Below are 18,472 nucleotides of genomic sequence, written 5' to 3'. Positions count from 1 at the left end.
GAAGGCTCGTCTCGCTCCGCAGCTCGCCAGCGCGGTGGCCGAGATCGAGAGCGACGCGCTAGCTCCTGACAGCGTGTACGTGATGCGCTTCGCTCTTCACCCCGCATACATCGCGAAGTCGTATTACCCGGCGCAACTGCTTAGGCAGGCGGAGCTGGAAGCAGTCGGCAGCCGCGACCGCCCGATCCGGCCGGAGGCGCATGTCACGAAGGACTGGGAAGAGCGCGAGTTCACGACCTCCGAGTTGTTCGTTGCAGGGAAAAAGTCGAGCTTCGAGCGACTGAGCGAGCTGCTGGCCGCCGAGTCGGCACTGCCTCCAGCGTTTGAAGAGATCCGTGAGATCGAGGAGATCTCTTCCTTGCGTGTCTCTGAAAAGGTCCGACCTGGCACGCACCCGCGAAACGCATATGAACTTGTTCTGCACCTGCCCTCCGCGCGTCTCGCTCCTCACAACCGGTCCGAGTTCTTGCGCCTGGCGGAACAATTCGGCGTTGAGGTAGAGCAAGGCCTGTCGCTCGAAGTGCGTGGGCTGTGGTTCGTGCCGGCAGTTGGTTCGGAGAGTCAGATCCGAGAGCTCGCTCGGTACAGCACCGTTCGAGTGGCGCGGCCGATGCCGGCGCTCGCGCTCGCTCCGATAGCGCGCAGCGTTCAGATCCCCACCCGAGCACGACTCCCACGCCCGGAGGTCGTCGACCCGACGGCGCGCGTCGCGATTCTCGATGGCGGGCTGCCGAAGGATCATTCGTTGGCGCCGTGGATCGAGACGTACCGAGAGATGAACGAGGGCGTTGCGAACTCGGCGGCGTACGAAGCGCACGGGCTAGCAGTGGCCTCAGCGTTCCTGTTCGGCCCGATGCGGGCGGGGATTCAGCCTCCGCTTCCGCCCGCCAAGATTTCAGTCATTCGAGTCTTGGATGCCGATAGCCACAACCAAGACCCCTTCGAGCTCTATCGCACCCTCGCGCACGTAGAGGAGGTGCTTCTGTCTCGCAACTACGACTTCATCAACCTGAGTCTCGGGCCCGCTCTGCCCGTCGAGGATCAGGACGTGCACGCCTGGACATCGTTGATCGATGATCTACTCAGCGACGGAGAGACTCTCCTCACAGTTGCCGTTGGAAACAACGGTGAGATGGACGCCGCATCGGGCAACGCTCGCATTCAGGTGCCCAGCGATGCCGTGAACGCATTGGCCATCGGGAGTGCGTCGAGCGAGACGGGCGCCTGGAGTCGGGCGCCTTACTCAGCGATCGGTCCCGGCCGTGGCCCAGGCCGGGTGAAGCCTGACGCGCTGGCTTTCGGGGGCGTCGACGCCGAACCGTTCTACTATCTCGATGCAGGAGCTTCGCCCGTTCTGGTGCCGGGTGCGGGAACCAGTCTTGCCGCCCCACTTGCGCTACGACGCGCGACCGAGGTGCGTGCAATGCTCGGTTCGCAGTTGTCCACGCTCGCAATCCGCGCGCTGCTCCTACATTCGGCCGATGATGCCGGCCTCCCGCGAGCTGAGGTGGGGTGGGGCAACCTTCCGCTCGACGTGGACGGGATCATCTCTGCGGGCGATGGTGTCGCCCGGATCGTATATCAAGGCGAACTCCGCCCCGGTAAGTATCTGCGCGCGCAGCTGCCGGTTCCTCTGGGCGGATTTCGCGGCATGGTGCGGGTGTCAGCAACCTTCTGCTTCGCCAGCCCAATCGATACTCAGTCGCCCGATGTCTACACGCGGGCTGGCCTCGAGGTGGTGTTCCGTCCCGACGTCACGAAGTTCGCAAAGGGTGCGAAGACTCCGAAGTCGCGGTCGTTCTTCTCCGCTGCCGCCGACGAAGCCTCGCTCAGGAATGACGAGGGCAAGTGGGAGACTGTTCTCCAAGCCACTGATCGGATGAACGCGTCAACGCTCGGCGATCCGGTGTTCGATGTGCATTACAACGCACGTGACCAGGGAGACCAGAGCAGGGAGACAGCGCCGCTGAAGTATGCGCTCGTCATCACGATCGAAGCGCCCAAGATGATCAATCTCCACCAGGAGATCCTTGCCACCTACCCCGACCTGCTCGTGCCTATCCAGCCGCAGATCGAGCTGGAACTGCCAGCGAGCTAGCGTCGCAGGCTGCCGCGGGTCGCTCCGCGACCCTTTGCCCTCGGCTGCCCAGTGATTTCAGCGGCCGGCTTCTCTATACCTCAGGCGACGGCTTCGTACTTCCGATGCTGGGATTTTGGTGGCACTTCGGGGCTCGTCGGGAGCGGGAGCGCCGTAGTCGGGCTCCGGATCGAGTTCGGGGTCGTAATCCATTCCCATCCCACGTCCGGCGCGGAGGGCATCGCGCAACTGACTCTCGATTTCGTGCACTGACCGCACGAGGGCTTCGAACTCGGCCGGCGCGTCGTGACGCTTCTTCATCTTGACGGCCTTGTCCACTCGTTCGAGACGGAGCTGGCGGACCCAGCGCAATCGAACAACCGCCCGGGCGTTTAGCAGGTGATACACCTGCGCAGGAAGCCCGAGCTGGACGTCGCGAAGGTCTTCGTTCCGGTTGCGTATCCATGCATCGAACTCGATCGCCGTCATGCGTGCGAAGTTTGGGCCAAGGCCTGGAACTGACAACGGGGCGTCGGGCGCAGCGAAATCCGCCAGGAGGACTATCGGCGACACCTCTAGGTGTACTTCCCCGGGAGGTTGTGAACGGGTGAGGTAGGCGAAGACCTCCGGGCAGGATGTGGGTTACCACACTCGCATCCTGACCACGGAGGTCTTCGTGTCTCACGCTAACGCGCCTTTGACGCCGGAAGGGCGTCGTCGTCTTGCTGTCTGAATCGGCCTGACTTTCGTTCCTATCGGGAGCCTTGTCCGGCAGGTGCCGGTTGGGCTGATTCCAGGTCAGCGTAGTATGCGTTCTCGACCTCGATCGGGGTGCGCATGTCGAGCTCGCCGTGGAGGCGCTGGTTGTTCCACCACCACACCCACTCGAGCGTCGCGAGTTCGACCTGCTCGACGGTCCGCCACGGTCCGCGCTGACGGATCAGCTCGGTCTTGTAGAGGTTGTTGACCGCCTCTGCCATCGCGTTATCAAACGAGTCGCCGACGGTCCCCGTGGAGGGGACCGCGCCGAGCTCGACGATCCGCTCCGTGTAGACCATCGCGGTGTAGTTCGACCCATGGTCAGCGTGATGGATGAGCCCGTCGAGCCGTCCGCCGACGCCCCAGGCGGCCATGTCGAGCGCCTGCATCGGCAGGATCTCGGCGCGCAGCGTGGATGCGACGTTCCAGCCGACGATCCGCCTCGAGTAGACGTCGGTGACGAACGCGACGTACGCGAAACCGGACCAGGTGGCGACATACGTCACGTCACACACCCAGAGCCGTCGCGGCGCCGGCGCGGTGAAGCGACGGTTGACCAGGTCGCTCGGCAGCGCCACGGTCTTGTCGGAGCGCGTGGTGAATACCCGCTTCGACTTCCGGACGCCGCGGACCCCAGCGAGCCGCATGAGGCGTTCGGTCTGGTCGCGGCCGATGTCCCAGCCTTGCCGGCGCATCAGCGCATGCATCTTCCGGCGGCCGTAGACGCCGTAGTTCTCGGCGTGCAGCCTCGCGACCTCCGGGACCAGCAGCTCATCCTTCAACTGCCGCGCGGACGGCGCACGGCCGATGGCGGCGCGGTAGCCGCGGGAGGTGAGGAAGCCCTGCACTGCCGGTCGCAGGACACGGCAGATGAGCTCGACCCCGAAACGATCCCGGTGCTCATTGATGAACCGGATCATCTCGGTCAGGGGCGGTCGAGCTCCTTCGCGAAAAACACGCTCGCAGCCTTGAGGATCTCATTCGCCTTCCGCAGCTCGGCGTTCTCCTTCTCGAGCTGCTTGATCCGCTGCGCGGCCTCGGTCGTGACCCCAGGCTTGCCGCCGGCGTCGACCTCGTAGCGGCGCTGCCAGAGCCGCAGCGTCTCCGGGCTCATGCCCAGCAACCCCGCGACGTGACGGACCGCGCTCATCATGTTCGGGTGCGACGGCCGCGTCTCCGCGAGCATCCGCAGCGCGCGCTCACACATCTCCGGCGAATACTTCCTGTTCATCGAGTTCCATCCTTGCTTGAAGAACGGAACGAAAGTCAGGCCGATTCAGTCCCGTTGTCAAGCGTCGGCTCTTCTGCTCAGGTAGCCGCAACGATCAGTTTGATCGCCGCGGCAAGGTATTCCGCGGACGCGCCTATGCCGTTCTCGGCAACTTGTGCAGGAGTTCCAGCGGCGACGACTGCGCCGCCATCATCGCCCGCGCCGGGTCCGAGGTCGATGACGTAGTCGGCTGCTGCCACCACCCGCATGTCAAGTTCCACCGCGACGACGGTGTTTCCTGCGTCGACGAGGGTTTGCAGATGCGTCACGAGCCGGTCAGCGTCAGCGCAGTGCAGGCCCGAAGTTGGTTCGTCGAGAACATACAAGGTGTCTCCTCGTTGTGCGCGCTGTAGCTCGCTTGCGAGCTTCACGCGTTGTGCCTCACCTCCAGAGAGCTCGGTTGCCGGTTGTCCGAGTCGCAAGTATCCGAGGCCCACGTCTGACAGTGCAGCTAGTGAGCGGGTGATGTCGTCTTCACCGTCAAAGAACGGGTGGGCTTCCTCAACGCTCATCGCGAGCACGTCAGCGATGGTGCGCTCCCGCCAAGTGATCTCGAGGGTCGAGGCTTTGTACCGGGTCCCGTGACAGTCGGGGCATTCGGTGTACACGGATGGGAGGAAGAGTAGCTCGACCATCACGGACCCTTCGCCCTCACAGGTGGGGCAGCGGCCGCCGGAGACATTGAAGGAGAAACGGCCGGGCTTGTACCCACGCGAGCGAGCCTCGGGGGTCTCAGCGAAGCGTCTACGGACGTGGTCGAACAAGCCCGTATATGTTGCAACGTTCGATCGGGGGGTTCGGCCGATGGGTCGTTGATCGATGTTGACAACCCGCCGGACCCCCTCGAGAGAGCCGTCGAGGACACCGTCGAGCCGCTCTGGGGTATCGGCAAGGAGCAGCTCGTCGCCGGTCGGTTCGTCCTCCGCCGGAATGCTGTGACCGAGGCGGTCACCGACGAGAGCCGGGAGGGTCTGGCTGACCAAGCTCGACTTGCCGGAACCCGAGACTCCGGTAACCGCGGTGAAAACACCCATGGGAATGTCGATGGAGACGCCGCGCAGGTTGTTACGAGTCACGTCTTTCAAGTGGAGCCACCCGCGCGGGTCGCGAGGGGTGTGCGGGGGCAGTCCACTGCCACCGAATAGGTAGCCGCGTGTCACTGAGTCCTTGACGTCGGCAAGCCCATCGGTAGGGCCGCTGTAGAGAACGCGGCCGCCATGCTCGCCCGCGCCGGGGCCGATGTCCACGAGCCAGTCCGCGTGCCGCATGACATCGACGGAGTGTTCGACGACGAACAGGCTGTTTCCGCTTCTCTTGAGCCCGTCGAGGATCTTCAAGAGCGCTGTCACGTCTTGTGGGTGAAGGCCTGCGGATGGTTCATCGAGGACATAGACGACGCCGAACAGGTCGGAGCTGAGCTGTGTCGCGAGCCTGATTCGTTGCAACTCGCCACCCGACAGGGTCGGGGTGGTTCGACTTAACGACAGATACCCGAGGCCAAGATCGGTCAGTGGGCGGAGTCGCTCGATCAGCCCGGAAGCGAGCCGGGACGCAGCGGCGCGCTTCTCCGGCGAACGGTTTGCGGTGCGGCGCACATCGGGTGCGGCGGCGTGCGCGGACCCTCCGGCGGCGATGCGCTGCTCCGTGGCTGCGCGACGGGAATTGGCATGAAGCACAGCACCATTCGGAACGGTCTCGGCCTGTTGCGCTCCCGCAACAACGTCGGAGAGCATGTCAGCAAGCTCTCGAAGCGGCAACTGCGAGAACTCCGCGATGTCCAGGCCCTCGAACGTGACCGAGAGCGCTTCAGGCTTCAGCCGCTTCCCGTGACAAACCGGGCATAGGGCAGCGTCGAGGTACTGCGCGACGCGGCGCTTCATCGACGCGCTCTTCGAGTTCGCGAATGTGTCCAACACATACCGGCGGGCTCCGACGAAGGTGCCCGAATAGCTCGGTTCGACCCCGGCCTTGGTCGCGGCGCGAGCCTCAGCAAGCGTCAACCGGGAGTGGACCGGAACGAACGGAGTCTCATCCGTGTAAAGGATCCAGTCCCGGTCTTTTCGTGGCAGATCTTTCCATGGCACGTCAACGTCATAGCCGAGGGCCACCAACACGTCGCGGAGCTGGTGTCCGTGCCATGCCGTCGGCCAGGACGCGATCGCGCGCTCCCGGATCGTGAGCGACGGATCCGGCACCATCCGCTCCTCGGGCACCGCGTAGACACGACCAATGCCGTGACACTCCGGGCAGGCCCCCTGCACCGTGTTCGCAGAAAAATCCTCCGCGTAGAGCATCGGCTGCCCATCCGGATATTCCCCGGCGCGGGAGTACAGCATCCGCACGAGACTGGACACCGTGGTGATGCTTCCCACCGTAGACCGGGCACTGCGTCCTCCACGCTGCTGCTGCAACGCCACGGCCGGCGGCATCCCGGTGATGGAGTCAACATCGGGAACGCCCGCCTGGTCGATTAGACGGCGAGCGTACGGCGCCACCGACTCCAAATACCGTCGCTGCGACTCCGCGTACAGCGTCCCAAACGCCAACGATGACTTCCCGGAACCCGACACACCCGTGAACACCACTAACGAGTCCCGCGGCACGGAGAGGTCCACATTCCGCAGGTTGTGCTCCCGAGCACCCGAGACCCGAACCTGCGCGTCGGCGGCGGGTGAAGAATCAGACGAAGTCATGACCGGATCGTACTGACCTGAAACGTCTTCGACGACGATGGGACCGGCGAGGAGGAGGGCGCGGTGAGCTAAAGGAATGGAGCTTGCTCGGCTTCGACGCCGCCGCAAGCTCCGGTGAAACGGTCGGTACTGGTCGGTCGTCGTCGGTTACCACCGGATGGCGGCGTCCCCCACGCTCGGCGTTTGCGCAGGTCAGCCGCTCGTTCGCCCAGTGGGCGCATCAAGCGATAGACGCAAAGCCGACGTGATTAGGTCGTCGGTTCAATTCCGACAGGCGGCTCCGGCGAACAGCCTCTGACCTGCGGAAACGCAGGTCAGGGGCTGTTCGGTTCTGGTGGTCGCGCGATGCGCTGGCCTCACGACTCTGCCCGACACCGACGTCGCTCTCCTCTGCGACGGACCCCTCGCCGGCTGAGCGCTCGCGGCCGGCATCCTGTCCGTGTGCCGATAGGCCTCGCACCGCTCGGCAACGCAGCATGGCGTTGCGTCGCGACCTGGCGACGGCTCGGCGGGGCGCGATCGTCTCGTGCGTTGGCGGACTACGGGAGCTTGGACGCGAGGACGTCGGCCGCCAGGATCTCGGGTGCTGCGCTGAGGAGGTGCTGGTTGGCCATCAGGGCTGCGACCAGGTCCGAGCCGTGACCGTCTACGTCGACGACGCACGCATCCAGCCCCGTGCCGGCCGGGGGCCGGGTTCGGTGCGGGTCGGTCTCAGAAGGCGCTGGCGGCGGCTTCGGCGACGGCCTGGTCTTGGACGCCGGTTCCTCCGCTGACGCCGACGGCGCCGACGACCTGGCCGTCGCGCTCGAGCGGGATGCCACCGGCGAAGATCATCACCCGACCGTCGTTGGAGGCGTTGATGCCGTAGAACTGCTCACCGGGTTGGGCGAGGTCGCCGAGGTCTTTGGTGGCTGTGTCGAACGCTCGGGCCGTGAAAGCTTTGTTGATCGAGATGTCGATGCTGCCCAGCCACGCTCCGTCCATCCGTACGTGAGCGACGAGATTGCCGCCGGCATCGACGACGGCGATGTTACTGGGCTGACCCTGCGTGCTGGATTCAGCTTCTGCTGCCGCGATGACACGTTTGGCGTCGTCCAACGACAATGTAGGAATAGATGGCATCAATTGCTCCTTCGAATGTGGCGTGCGCTTTGTGGCTCGAGCCGCTCCAGAGCCGCCCGTTGGTTTGCCTGTTGAGTTTGTGCCCGACAGCGCTCGTGTTGTGTTCGCGTTGCGGACGTGCGTTGGCGGACTACGGGAGCTTGGACGCGAGGACGTCGGCCGCCATGATCTCGGGTGCTGCGCTGAGGAGGTGCTGATTGTCCGTCAGGGCTGCGACGATGGCCCCGTTGGCGTGGGCGTCGCGAGCGGCCTCGTCGGGGAATGCATCGAAGATCCAGAAGGTGTCGGCGTGGGTCCTGACCGCGAACCAGACAATCGTTCCTACTTCTTCGTTGGCGAGTGCGACAGCGCCGGCGAGCAGATCGGCGAGCGCGTCGTGCTGTCCATCGGCCGCGACGATCTTGGCGACGAAGGCATACGGAAGTGATGCGGGTGTGGACATGAGGGACTCTCCTTGAAATCGGGGTTCTTCGTGGGACGAGTTCAGCGTATGACGAGCGAGGGCCGGTGGGGAGTGGCGTATACGGCAGTATTGCTATTGTTTACGTCATGCGTATCGGACTGATCGCGATCGACGGCTGCTTCGGTTCGGCTATCGCGTCGATCATCGACATCGTGCGGGTGGCCGACGGTGCCCGCGGCGATGTCGACCCGCGGATCGACCCGATCGAACTCGCCATCCTCGGACCGAAACGGCGAGTGACCACGACGGCATCGATGACCCTGTCGGTGGACCACCCGCTGTCGGAGTCCGGAGAGTTCGACGTGGTCGTCGTCCCTGCGCTTGGAACCCTTACGGCCGCCGCTACCAACGACGCCCTCCAGAGCCGAGATGCTCGTTCGGTCATCGCCTCGCTCGGGCGCCTCGACGAGGCGACCACCCGGATCGCCGCGGCGTGCACCGGCGTGTTCGCCGTCGCCGAGACCGGACGGATGCATCATCGGCGGGCGACCACCAGCTGGTTCCTGGGGCCGGAGTTCCTGAAGCGCTATCCGACCGTCGCCCTCGATCTCGACACCATGGTCGTGGTCGACGGGAACCTCGTCACCGCCGGCGCCGCCTTCGCCCACATCGACCTCGCGCTCTCGCTCGTGCGATCGATCAGCCCCGACCTGGCCCAACATGTCGCCAAGCTCCTGATGATCGACGAGCGCCCGTCGCAGGCGGCCTTCGTCGCCTACGAACATCTCCGGCACGAGGACCCGATCGTCATCGAGTTCGAACGCTTCGTGCGCGCCCGCCTGGACGAACCGTTCAACGTCGCCTTCGTCGCGCAGTCGCTCGGCACCAGCCGGCGCACCCTCGAACGACGAGTCCGTGCGGCGCTCAACCTCACTCCGCTCGGCTTCGTCCAACGGCTTCGCATCGAACGAGCTCGGCACCTCTCAGCAACCACGGACCTCACCTCCGCCGAGATCGCGCTACGGGTCGGCTACGCGAACGCCGAGACTCTGCGCTCCCTCCTGCGCAGGGAGCGACGCCGTTCCTGACCTATCGCCATGCCTGTAGCCGGTGTGCCAGTGCTCGACTGGAACCACCTCTCAGCACGTCGCGTCGACGCTCCTGCGTCGCCCCTGGACGACCCACTCGACACGCCCGCAGCACAGGCCATGTGACGTGTCCCGGCTTCCCGGACGGTCGGGGTTGGGTGGCTGTGATGTCGCTGGTTCTCGTCGAGAGGATCAGCAGACCCGATCAGAGTCGATTGGGATAAGCCGCGAAGGCGGTCAGGTCAGGGCGGCCGAAGCCGGCCGGCGGGGTAGCGTCGGACACGCTGAACAGTTTGCCGGCCAGAATCGCGGGTCACCCCCCCCGCGATTGGGAGACACGCCCTAGCTCTGGGCCTCGCCGAGGCGCGCTTCGGGCGTGAGCTCGGCGCGGAGACCGCCGCCGGTCGCAGCCCGGGCAAGAGCGCGACCCAGCGCAGGTGCCTGCTTGAACAAATTGTGACCGGCCACAAAAAAGACAGAGCCTGCCTCCCACACGGCCACGCCGTCCTCACTCCACGGGAGGTCGGTCACCCAGCAGTGAAGGAAATCGCGCGGCTCTGGGTGGAGACCGGGCAGCGCCCGTGTCACGTATTCGCGTGCGCGTTCGTCCAGCGATCGAATCGCCGCCGGGTCGATGAAAGTTCCGTCGTCGCGGACGCCGACGGTGTCGCTGAGTCCGACCGAATAGCTGCTGTTGCCCGGTAGCGGCGTCGCGTAGACGCCGACTTCGCCGAAGACGCCGCTGCTGTCCTGCAGGCACGCGACTCGTGCCGGGGCGGCGGCTTTCACGTCGAAGGTCAGCCTGACGTGTGCGGCAAGGCGAACCGGCAGCGACAGGCCGACGCTGCGTGCCAGGCGGGCGGTTTCGCGGCCGGCGCACACGACCACCTTGGAGTAGACAGCCCGGTCGGTGACGCTGCGCACCTCGACCGTCCCGTCGGCGCGGGGATCGATGGAGATGACCTCACCGGTGGTGACCGCATCTGCGAGGGCACCCGTGAGTGCCGTGATCGCGGCTCGGGTACGGATCGCGCCGCCCGACTCATCGAGCACCGCTGGCCCCGAGTACCCAGCGAGCAGCGGCATCCGCTGGGCGACCTCGGCCGCATCGATCTCGTGCGCTTCCACGCCGCCGACCTGGTCGAGCACCCGCAGCCGCGCCTGGGCGCTGTCTCCGATCGCCAGGACACCGTCTGATGAGACCAGCTCGACGTCGAAGTGTTCGGCCCACTCATCCCATACGCCGCGGCTTTCGCGCGCGAAAGCGACGAGGCGCGGGTCGTCGTGGGCATGCCGGAAGATCCGCGCCTCGCCTGCGGACTGACCCGTCCCGGGCACACCAGCCTCGTACAAGCGCACCGGCACGCCCTGCTCCCGCAGCGCGTACGCCGTCGACAGACCGACGATCCCGCCCCCGATCACTGCTACCTCGGGTGAACGCGTCGTGGCAACGCCGTCGTCAGTTGCTGTCATCGCGGTTCCCCGATCTGTTGCTGATTAGCGATAGGCCGCAAGAGAAGGGGCCGCTGCCACGACGCCAGCGGGCTGTGTAAGCCCGAAGTCACCGCGCGCAGCGACCCCTCCTTTCTGGGCCAGTACTCCCGTTCTGTGGTGTCAGGCGGGGAGTTTGGAGCCCAGGACGTCGAGCTTCTCGATCGTCGGCTCGCTGAACAGTTTGCCGGTCTGCTCGCCGAGAGCGGTCGCAACTGCGCCGGACAGGTGCGCGTCGCGGCCGGCGTCATCGGGGAACACGTCGAAGATCCCGAATGAGGACGGGCCGAGACGGATCGCGAACCACGCGGTGGTCGCCTGCTCGTCCTCAACAAGCGCACGGCCGCTGTCAAGGAACTCCTTCACGTCGTCCTCCTTCCCGGGCAACGCCTCGAACCTGACCAGCAATCCCTTGGTCACACTCATGACTTCTCCTCTTTCTTTGTCGTGGTGCCCGCGAGTTGGGACACTATCGCTTCGGAGAACGCAGGCAGGTCGTCGGGCGAGCGGCTGGTGATCAGGTTCCCGTCCACCACGACGTCCTGGTCGACGACGTCAGCGCCGGCGTTGCGCAGGTCTGTGCGGATGCTCGGGAAGGACGTCAAGGTGCGACCTTCGACCACGCCGGCCTCGATCAGCGTCCACGGCCCGTGACAGATCGCGGCAACGGGCTTGCCAGTTTCGACGAACTCGCGGACGAAGGAGACCGCGTCGGGATCAACCCGGAGTTGGTCGGGGTTCACCGTACCGCCGGGGAGAAGCAGGGCGTCATAGTGGGCCACGGACGCGTCCGCGACCAACCCGTCGACGGTGAAGGTGCCTGCTGCATCCAGATCGTTCTCACGGGCCTGAATCTCACCGTCATGGATCGACAGAACCTCGGTCTGAGCACCAGCCTGCTCCAGCGCCTCGCGGGGCTTCTCGAGCTCGACCCGCTCGACCCCGTCCGCGGCGAGGATGGCGACTCTCTTGCCCTGCAGCGTCTCGGCCATATCAGCTCGCCTTCTTCTCGGTCGACATGCCGGGCTTGATGAGGACCTTGGTCCAACCCTTGGACCGGGCGTCGAAGTTCTTGTAGGCATCGGCGGCTTGGTCCAGCGAGATTTCGTGGGAGACGATCCACGAAGGGGTCGCCTTGCCGGCCGCGATCAAGTCCCGTAGCCGGCGGTTGTACCGCTTGACCGGGGCCTGACCGCTCCCCATGGTCTGCCCCTTGAACCAATGCGTTCCGAAGTCGATGGCCGCTTTGCCCTGCTTGGCCAATTCGCCCTCCGCCCCCGGGTCCTGGGGAACGAACACGCCGACGGTGCCGATTCCTCCGGTGAAACGCACCGAGTTGATGAGCATGTTCAAGGTGGCGGCGGTGTCCTCGTTGCCCTGCGGATCGTGGGCCTGGTAGCCCACGCATTCGCAACCACGGTCAGCTCCGAGCCCCATCGTCTCGTCCAGCACAGCCTGCACGGGGTCGACCTTGGAGTCGTCGATGGCAATCGCACCGATCTGCTCGGCCAGCGCGAGCCGGTCAGGGTGGCGATCGACCACCATCACCTTTGCTGCGCCCTTGATCATCGCGGACAGGGCGGCCATCAATCCGACCGGACCCGCCCCAGCGATCACAACGCTGTCGCCGGGGATCACGCCGGCCATCTCGGTGGCGTGGTAGCCGGTGGGGAAGATGTCAGAGAGCATGACGTAGTCGTTCTCCTTCTCCTCCGCATCCTCGCCCAGGCGCAGCGCGTTGTGGTCACCGAACGGCACGCGGAGAAGCTCCGCTTGGCCACCGCCATAGGGGCCCATGTCGGCGAACCCATAGGCCGCTCCGGCGAATGATGGTTCGGGCTGGGTGGTGAGACAGTAGTTGGTCAGGCCGCGTTCGCAGTTCTTACAGAATCCGCACGAGATGTTGAACGGGAGCACAACCCGGTCTCCGACCCTGACCTTCTCCACGCCACTACCGACCTCGATGACCTCCCCCATGTTCTCGTGACCGAACGTCCGGCCTACTTCGAAGGAAGTCCGCCCCTCGTACATATGGAGGTCCGAGCCGCAGATGTTCGTCGTCGTCACCCTGACCAGGACATCGGTGGGGCGCTCGATCTTCGCGTCCGGGACCTCCTTCGTGCTGACCTGACGGGGCCCCTCATACACCACTGCCTTCATGTCCACTCCGATCCGATGTGTTGCTCGATGTCTTTCTGGCAAGGCCTCTCCGACGCCTGCCCCATCACTAGACAGCAAACCCCCCCCAGGAACCACGTGACAAGGGGCTCGCCTTGAGTTGATGTGTAGCGATCGAGCCGGGATAATCCCCGGTTCCGCTGCTCGATCCCAGGGCATACGCTCTGCACACGCTTGCGGTGGTCGCGCCATTCGTCTCTGTGCTCGTTATCATCGTGACGTTGACAGCGGTTCTGATGATGAGCCGGTACCGCAAAGGGGTAAGCGTCACGACCGCGGTCGTCAGCGCTGCCCTGTGCCAACCAACGCGGCTGTGCGAATCAGCGGCGAGTTGCGCGCCGCTTGCGCTGGCTGGGCAGGAAGCCGAGCGCCAGTGGAACAATGACTCCGAGGGCGCAGACGATGGCGATGATCGGGGTACTCATACGGCCGCTCGTCCCATGGATAGTGCGTCGTGGGTAGCGGAACGATGCGCCGACTTTTTCGGCGATCACGAGGCGCTCCGCCGTGGACGATCGTTTTCGGCCACGGCACCGTGGCCGTGGGGTTCCCAACTTTTCTCGAGAGCGGCGAGGGGAAGCCCGCGATGTCGGACATATGAGGGATGGTGGTGACTATGAGCTGACCAGGATCGCGAGGGAACGCCATGATCGGTAACGACGAGCCCGAAGAGCATTCGTCTTCCGATGGCGTTCCTACTCTCAGCGCGTGGGCAACGGATCAGGCCTGGCTGGCCGACGCGGACCGCGATCGCGCTGAGGAACGATTCGACCGGCTCGCGGGAGACCGCGACCTCGCAGCCGCACTTCAAGCCAGCGGATACCGTGGCCGCAACTACGAGCTGTTCGCTAACGAGATCGCGAAGTACGGGTGGGCTGTCATCCGCGCGTGGATCTACAAGGGCCAGATCCGTGGCGAGGTGAAGCGGAAAGGTTTCGGCGCGCTGGAGCCGGAGCCTCGCCACGGGTCGATGATCGAAGACGCCGAGAGCCTGGCGGATGAAACGGTTGTCCTGGCACTCAGTGGGTTCCGAGACAAGGTGCTCGTTCCGGGCAAGTGGGATCCCTCCAAGGGGGCGTCCTTGCGCACGTTCTTTGTGGGCCAGTGCCTGTTGCAGTTCAGCAACGTCTACAAGCGTTGGCGTCGAGAAGAGCTGCGTTCTTACGCGGAGCCGCAGGCCCCGCCGCCCGCCGCGGCCTGGGCCGACGACTTCGAGGAGAGTCCGTCGACGCCGGCGGCTCCTGATGCGAGCGAGGCAGCGCACATCAAGGACGAGCTGCGTCGTGCATTCGGGAGTATCAAGGATGAGCGTGTCCGCTCTGCGTTCTACCTAAGCGTGACGCACGGGTTCACGCACGCCGAGATCGGCGAGAAGCTCGGCATGACCGCGAAAGCGGTGGAGTCAGCGATCGCGCGAGCACGTCAGCAAGTACGAGAGAACCGGGAGTCCGCATGAGCAGTGAATTTCGGGGCAAGATCGAGCGCTCGTCCTTCGGCACCCAGAGCGCGAAGGCAGCACGCCGAACCGTGCCCGCCAGCAAAGCTCAATCGCTCGTCTCACGATCCATGACGGGCAACGCTCAGCCAAAAAAGCTGAGGGGCCGCGAGGGGAAGTGACCACCGGCGGACATATACCGAAATGTCGGGATCACAACTGAAAAGAGCCGCCCCGCGGTAACGGGACGGCTCACAAGCCCTGAGAAAGTCAGGCCTCATCCAGAGCACTGACTGTACCGGAGTTGGCAGCCGCAGACTAGCGGCGCTCCGTCTCACGGCACCCGGCACCAATCAGTGAAGGAGTTCCCATGGGAACCGTTCGTCGCTCCGCATCCACCGGTCGTTTCGTCTCCAAGGCCGCCGCGGCCCGCTGGCCCGGAAAGACCACCACCGAACGTGTCGGCTCCGGCACGGGCAACTCGACGACCGTGCACCGCTCCGCATCGACGGGCCGGTTCGTGACCGAATCGACCGCCAACCGCAACCCGAGCGGCACGATCAGCCAGCGCGTCTGATCGGACCGGAGGGCCTGCACGTGCATACGTGCAGGCCCTCGTCGTGTACGGCGAAAGGGTCGTAGCGGCTAGATCGCGGCCGTCAACGAGCGCGCGTCGCGCTCCCATGCCTGGGTAGCCATCTGCACGGCATCCCAGGGGGAGCCGAGCGGAGGCGTGTAGGAGAGGTCGAGGTCGCTCATCCCGGCGACGGTCATCCCGTGGTGGAGGGCGGTGGCGTAGGTGTCGACGCGCTTGGAGATTTCGGCGCCGCGGGTGCCGACGAGCTGCGCACCCAGGAGGCGGCCGTCGCGGGCGTCTCCCGTGATGCGGATGCTGATGGGGGTGGCTCCGGGGTAGTAGCGCTTGTGGTCGTCCGCAATGGCGGTGTAGCTGTGCGGGGCGTAGTCCGCGGCGGCGGCTTCGTGATCGCGGAGGCCGGTGCGGGCGGCTACGACGTCGAAGACCTTGACGACCTGGGCGCCGAGGCTGCCGGCGAATCGGGCGTTGCCGCCGATGGCGTTCTCTCCGGCGACGCGGCCCTGCTTGTGTGAGGTGGTGCCGAGGGGCAGATAGGTGACGCCGAGGAGGCGGTGGTGGGTGACCACGCCGTCGCCTGCCGCCCAGACGTTCGGCAGGCCGGTGCGCATGTGCTCGTCGACGACGACCGCACCGCCGGCCCCCGTGGTTGCCCCGGCCGCGGTGAGGAGGCTGGTGTTGGGGCGCACGCCGACGACGACGAGCACGAGGTCGGCGCTACGGGAGAAAGCGTCACCGTCGCGGATGCCGGTCACGGTGAGCCGTCCCGCGTCGCGGGTGACAGCTTCAATTCGCGTTCCGGTGAGCACGTCGACGCCGTGGCGGGTGAGTTCGTCGCGGACGAGGGAGCCGAGTTCGGGGTCGAGGGTGGAGAGCACTTCGGGGCCGCGTTGGAGTTGGGTGACGTGCAGGCCCCGGACGGTGAGGGCTTCGGCCATTTCGAGGCCGACGTAGCCGGCGCCGACGATGATCGCGGTTTCAGGCTGATGCTCGTCGAGGTAGCGCTCCAGCGCGAAGGTGTCGCCCATCGAGTGCAGCAGGTGCACGCCGTCGTCGGGGCCGAGTTGATCGAGGCCGGTGATGCCGGCGGTGGAGGGGGATGCTCCGGTGCCGACCATCAGCGCGTCATACGGGATTTCCGATTCGGTGCCGGCCGCGTCACGCACGGTGAGGCGGCGGCCGCCGACGTCGATGCTCGTGGCGAGGGTGTCGAGGCGGAGGTTCATGCCGGTGGCTTCGAGGTCGGCGTGCGTGCGGTGGGCGAGGGATTGCCAAGGCTGCACGTCGCGGGAGAAGTAATACGGGATGCCGCAGATGGAGAAGTTCGGATAGGAGTCGGCCACGACGACAGTGACGTCGACGGTGGGGTCGAGTTCGCGGGCGCGGAGGGCGGTGGAGATTCCGGCGTCGCTTCCGCCGATGGCCACGAGATGCATGGGGGTGCCTTTCAGGGCTGGTGTTCGGGTTGCGTGGGGACCACGACGTCTCCCGCGGTGCGGGCGGCGGTCGGGTAGAAGATCAGCAGCAGTGCGAGCCCGAGGGTGGCGCCGACGAGCTGGGCGAGGATGAACGGTAGGACGGCGACGGGGGCGATGCCGGCGAAGGTGTCGGTGAACATGCGGGCGATGGTCACGGCGGGGTTGGCGAACGATGTGGAGCTGGTGAACCAGTACGCCGCGCCGATGTACGCGCCGACCGCGGCCGCGGTGACCCGCCCGTTTCCGGTGCGCGCGAGCGCGAAGATCAGCAGCACGAGCCCCGCGGTGGCCACGACCTCCCCGACCAGATGCCCGCTGGTCGCGCGCTGATTATCGGAGAACGCGTGTGCGGTGTCGAACATGACGCCGGCCAGGAGCGTTCCGGCGGTGCCGCCGAGGATTTGCGCGGCCAGGTACGGGCTGAGGTCGCGCAGTGGGAGACCGGTGCCGGCGCGACGGCTGAGCAGCCAGTCCGCGATCGACACGACGGGATTGAAGTGCACCCCGGACACGGGGCCGAGCATCAGGATCAGCACGGTCAGACCGAGGGCGGTGGTCAGGCTGTTCTCGAGAAGCTGCAACCCGACGTCGCCCGGCGACAGGCGCTGCGCCGCGATCCCCGAGCCGACCACGACGGTGACGAGGAGTCCCGTGCCGACGAACTCCGCGGCAGCCCGCCGTGCAAGGTGGGGCCGGTCGGGGGGTGAGGAGGCGGGGGAAGGTTTCATGTCGGCTTCATCTTGACCCGCGGTAGGTAGTTCAGTCAAGATTGAAACAATGACCGTTGAGCGAATAGACCCGGTGGAGGCGCGTGCGGCACGGCACGCGGCGCTCGGTGACCCGTCACGTCTGCGGATCGTCGATCTGCTCACGCTGGGCGATCTGTCCCCGTCTGAGATCTACGTGGCGCTGGGGTTGCCGTCGAACCTCGTGACGCATCACCTGAACGTCCTCGAATCAGTGGGCATGGTTGCTCGCTCGCGGTCGGAGGCTGATAAGCGCCGCAGCTACGTGCACCTCACAGAGACGGCGCTTGCAGGACTTACGCCGGGGCGAACAGAGCGGGCAAGCCGGGTGGTGTTCGTGTGCACGGCCAATTCGGCCAGGTCGCAGCTCGCCGCCGCGCTGTGGGCGACGCGCAGCAGCATCCCGGCAGCTTCGGGCGGCACTCACCCCGCCGAGCGTGTCGCTCCGGGCGCGGTCGCCGCCGCCGAACGTCACGCACTTAAGTTGGCGGCCGATGCGCCGCGGAAGCTGGATGACGTGATCAACGATGAGGATTTCGTCATCACGGTCTGCGATAACGCCCACGAGGAACTCGGGGTGACGGGGAACCTGCACTGGTCGATCCCCGACCCGGTGCGCGTCGGCTCCGAGGAGGCGTTCGATGCCGCCTACGACGAGCTGGAACGCCGCATCACCGAACTCGCCCCCCGACTCGCCGCCCACTGACGCGACAGAAAGACCATCATGAGCACCCTTGCCCCCACCGTCCTGTTCATCTGCCAGCACAACGCTGGCCGCTCCCAGCTCGGCGCAGCCCTGCTCGAACACCTCGCGGGCGACCGGTTCACCGCGGATTCTGCCGGCCTCTCGCCCGCCGAGGAGGTGAACCCCGCCGTCGCCGCGACGGTCGCGGAGCTGGGCATGGACATCACCGATCGCGCGCCGCGGGAAGTCACCCCCAGCGACTTGGAGGCCGCCGACGTCGTGGTGCTGATGAAGCCTGGCCTAACGCTGCCGACGACGCCGCGCGGCGAAGTCTTGGAGTGGTCGTTCCCTAACCCGGAGTCGTGGGATGTCGAGGCGGTTCGCCCGCTACGCGAAGCCGTGTCGACCAAGATTCAGGCCGCGCTTCTCACCTGGTAACAGTCGAACGGGAG

Annotated in this window: 18 protein-coding genes, 1 tRNA gene and 1 pseudogene; 7 read left to right on the top strand and 13 right to left on the bottom strand. The window is 65.9% G+C overall.

The window, feature by feature from the left end:
* Positions 1-34: 34 nt before the first annotated feature.
* Positions 35-2,098, top strand: a complete 2,064-nt coding sequence (locus ACSJDX_RS05085) for a S8 family peptidase (protein ID WP_438354477.1) — start codon at positions 35-37, stop codon at positions 2,096-2,098.
* 57 nt (positions 2,099-2,155) lie between these two features.
* Here the strand turns inward: ACSJDX_RS05085 and ACSJDX_RS05080 are convergent, their stop codons facing one another.
* The 3 genes from ACSJDX_RS05080 to ACSJDX_RS05070 all read right to left on the bottom strand — a co-directional run bounded on the left by ACSJDX_RS05080 (position 2,156) and on the right by ACSJDX_RS05070 (position 6,799).
* Complete coding sequence (locus ACSJDX_RS05080) at positions 2,156-2,566, bottom strand: hypothetical protein (RefSeq protein WP_438354476.1); 411 nt, start codon at positions 2,564-2,566, stop codon at positions 2,156-2,158.
* Positions 2,567-2,829: 263 nt separating this feature from the next.
* A protein-coding gene (locus tag ACSJDX_RS05075; protein ID WP_438354240.1) for an IS3 family transposase occupies positions 2,830-4,067 on the bottom strand; the annotation gives its coding sequence in 2 pieces (ribosomal slippage) (positions 2,830-3,788 and positions 3,788-4,067; 1,239 coding nt in all).
* 77 nt (positions 4,068-4,144) lie between these two features.
* A complete protein-coding gene (locus tag ACSJDX_RS05070; protein ID WP_438354475.1) occupies positions 4,145-6,799 on the bottom strand; it encodes an excinuclease ABC subunit A in 2,655 nt (884 codons plus the stop codon).
* 195 nt (positions 6,800-6,994) lie between these two features.
* Between ACSJDX_RS05070 and ACSJDX_RS05065 the strand changes: the two genes are divergently transcribed.
* Positions 6,995-7,079 (top strand) — tRNA-Arg (locus tag ACSJDX_RS05065).
* Positions 7,080-7,338: 259 nt separating this feature from the next.
* Here ACSJDX_RS05065 and ACSJDX_RS05060 read toward each other — a convergent pair.
* The 3 genes and pseudogenes from ACSJDX_RS05060 to ACSJDX_RS05050 all read right to left on the bottom strand — a co-directional run.
* Positions 7,339-7,428: pseudogene (locus ACSJDX_RS05060) on the bottom strand (antibiotic biosynthesis monooxygenase); the annotation flags it as partial.
* Positions 7,429-7,510: 82 nt separating this feature from the next.
* Entirely contained in the window at positions 7,511-7,897 is a 387-nt protein-coding gene (locus tag ACSJDX_RS05055; RefSeq protein ID WP_229117445.1) for a GlcG/HbpS family heme-binding protein, read from the bottom strand.
* A 154-nt stretch (positions 7,898-8,051) separates the two neighbouring features.
* Positions 8,052-8,363, bottom strand: coding sequence for a putative quinol monooxygenase (locus tag ACSJDX_RS05050; protein WP_438354474.1), 312 nt, complete (start codon positions 8,361-8,363; stop codon positions 8,052-8,054).
* Positions 8,364-8,470: 107 nt separating this feature from the next.
* On the opposite strand from ACSJDX_RS05050, the gene ACSJDX_RS05045 reads away from it, so the two are divergent.
* Complete coding sequence (locus ACSJDX_RS05045) at positions 8,471-9,412, top strand: GlxA family transcriptional regulator (protein ID WP_438354473.1); 942 nt, start codon at positions 8,471-8,473, stop codon at positions 9,410-9,412.
* A 342-nt stretch (positions 9,413-9,754) separates the two neighbouring features.
* On the opposite strand, the gene ACSJDX_RS05040 is transcribed toward ACSJDX_RS05045, so the two are convergent.
* The 5 genes from ACSJDX_RS05040 to ACSJDX_RS05020 form a co-directional block, all read right to left on the bottom strand.
* On the bottom strand, positions 9,755-10,885 hold the full coding sequence (locus tag ACSJDX_RS05040) for an NAD(P)/FAD-dependent oxidoreductase (RefSeq protein ID WP_438354472.1): 1,131 nt from the start codon (positions 10,883-10,885) through the stop codon (positions 9,755-9,757).
* A 141-nt stretch (positions 10,886-11,026) separates the two neighbouring features.
* Positions 11,027-11,329, bottom strand: coding sequence for a putative quinol monooxygenase (locus ACSJDX_RS05035; protein WP_167255866.1), 303 nt, complete (start codon positions 11,327-11,329; stop codon positions 11,027-11,029).
* Positions 11,326-11,895: a type 1 glutamine amidotransferase domain-containing protein gene (locus tag ACSJDX_RS05030; protein WP_438354471.1), complete on the bottom strand. Its 570-nt coding sequence runs from the start codon at positions 11,893-11,895 to the stop codon at positions 11,326-11,328. The genes ACSJDX_RS05035 and ACSJDX_RS05030 overlap by 4 nt, the downstream gene beginning before the upstream one ends.
* Position 11,896: 1 nt before the next feature.
* A complete protein-coding gene (locus ACSJDX_RS05025) occupies positions 11,897-13,063 on the bottom strand; it encodes a glutathione-independent formaldehyde dehydrogenase (RefSeq protein ID WP_438354470.1) in 1,167 nt (388 codons plus the stop codon).
* Between the two features lie 338 nt (positions 13,064-13,401).
* Positions 13,402-13,575 (bottom strand): hypothetical protein, encoded by a 174-nt coding sequence (locus ACSJDX_RS05020; RefSeq protein ID WP_165818033.1) that lies wholly within the window; start codon positions 13,573-13,575, stop codon positions 13,402-13,404.
* 152 nt (positions 13,576-13,727) lie between these two features.
* Between ACSJDX_RS05020 and ACSJDX_RS05015 the strand changes: the two genes are divergently transcribed.
* Both ACSJDX_RS05015 and ACSJDX_RS05010 read left to right on the top strand, forming a co-directional pair.
* Entirely contained in the window at positions 13,728-14,537 is an 810-nt protein-coding gene (locus ACSJDX_RS05015) for an RNA polymerase sigma factor (RefSeq protein ID WP_116648727.1), read from the top strand.
* A 349-nt stretch (positions 14,538-14,886) separates the two neighbouring features.
* On the top strand, positions 14,887-15,093 hold the full coding sequence (locus ACSJDX_RS05010) for an ABC transporter ATP-binding protein (protein WP_116648728.1): 207 nt from the start codon (positions 14,887-14,889) through the stop codon (positions 15,091-15,093).
* A gap of 68 nt (positions 15,094-15,161) precedes the next feature.
* On the opposite strand, the gene ACSJDX_RS05005 is transcribed toward ACSJDX_RS05010, so the two are convergent.
* Both ACSJDX_RS05005 and ACSJDX_RS05000 read right to left on the bottom strand, forming a co-directional pair.
* Positions 15,162-16,547: an FAD-dependent oxidoreductase gene (locus ACSJDX_RS05005; RefSeq protein WP_438354469.1), complete on the bottom strand. Its 1,386-nt coding sequence runs from the start codon at positions 16,545-16,547 to the stop codon at positions 15,162-15,164.
* Between the two features lie 11 nt (positions 16,548-16,558).
* Entirely contained in the window at positions 16,559-17,317 is a 759-nt protein-coding gene (locus ACSJDX_RS05000) for an aquaporin (protein ID WP_438354468.1), read from the bottom strand.
* A 49-nt stretch (positions 17,318-17,366) separates the two neighbouring features.
* On the opposite strand from ACSJDX_RS05000, the gene ACSJDX_RS04995 reads away from it, so the two are divergent.
* Both ACSJDX_RS04995 and ACSJDX_RS04990 read left to right on the top strand, forming a co-directional pair.
* Positions 17,367-18,041: a helix-turn-helix domain-containing protein gene (locus ACSJDX_RS04995; RefSeq protein ID WP_438354467.1), complete on the top strand. Its 675-nt coding sequence runs from the start codon at positions 17,367-17,369 to the stop codon at positions 18,039-18,041.
* An 18-nt stretch (positions 18,042-18,059) separates the two neighbouring features.
* Positions 18,060-18,458: a low molecular weight phosphatase family protein gene (locus ACSJDX_RS04990; protein WP_116648732.1), complete on the top strand. Its 399-nt coding sequence runs from the start codon at positions 18,060-18,062 to the stop codon at positions 18,456-18,458.
* Positions 18,459-18,472: the final 14 nt, after the last annotated feature.

It is taken from the genome of Microbacterium fluminis, from assembly GCF_051549805.1.
Taxonomy (GTDB): Bacteria; Actinomycetota; Actinomycetes; order Actinomycetales; family Microbacteriaceae; genus Microbacterium.
The sequence above is the reverse complement of the archived record's forward strand: the minus strand, read 5'-3'. Positions and strand labels throughout refer to the sequence as shown.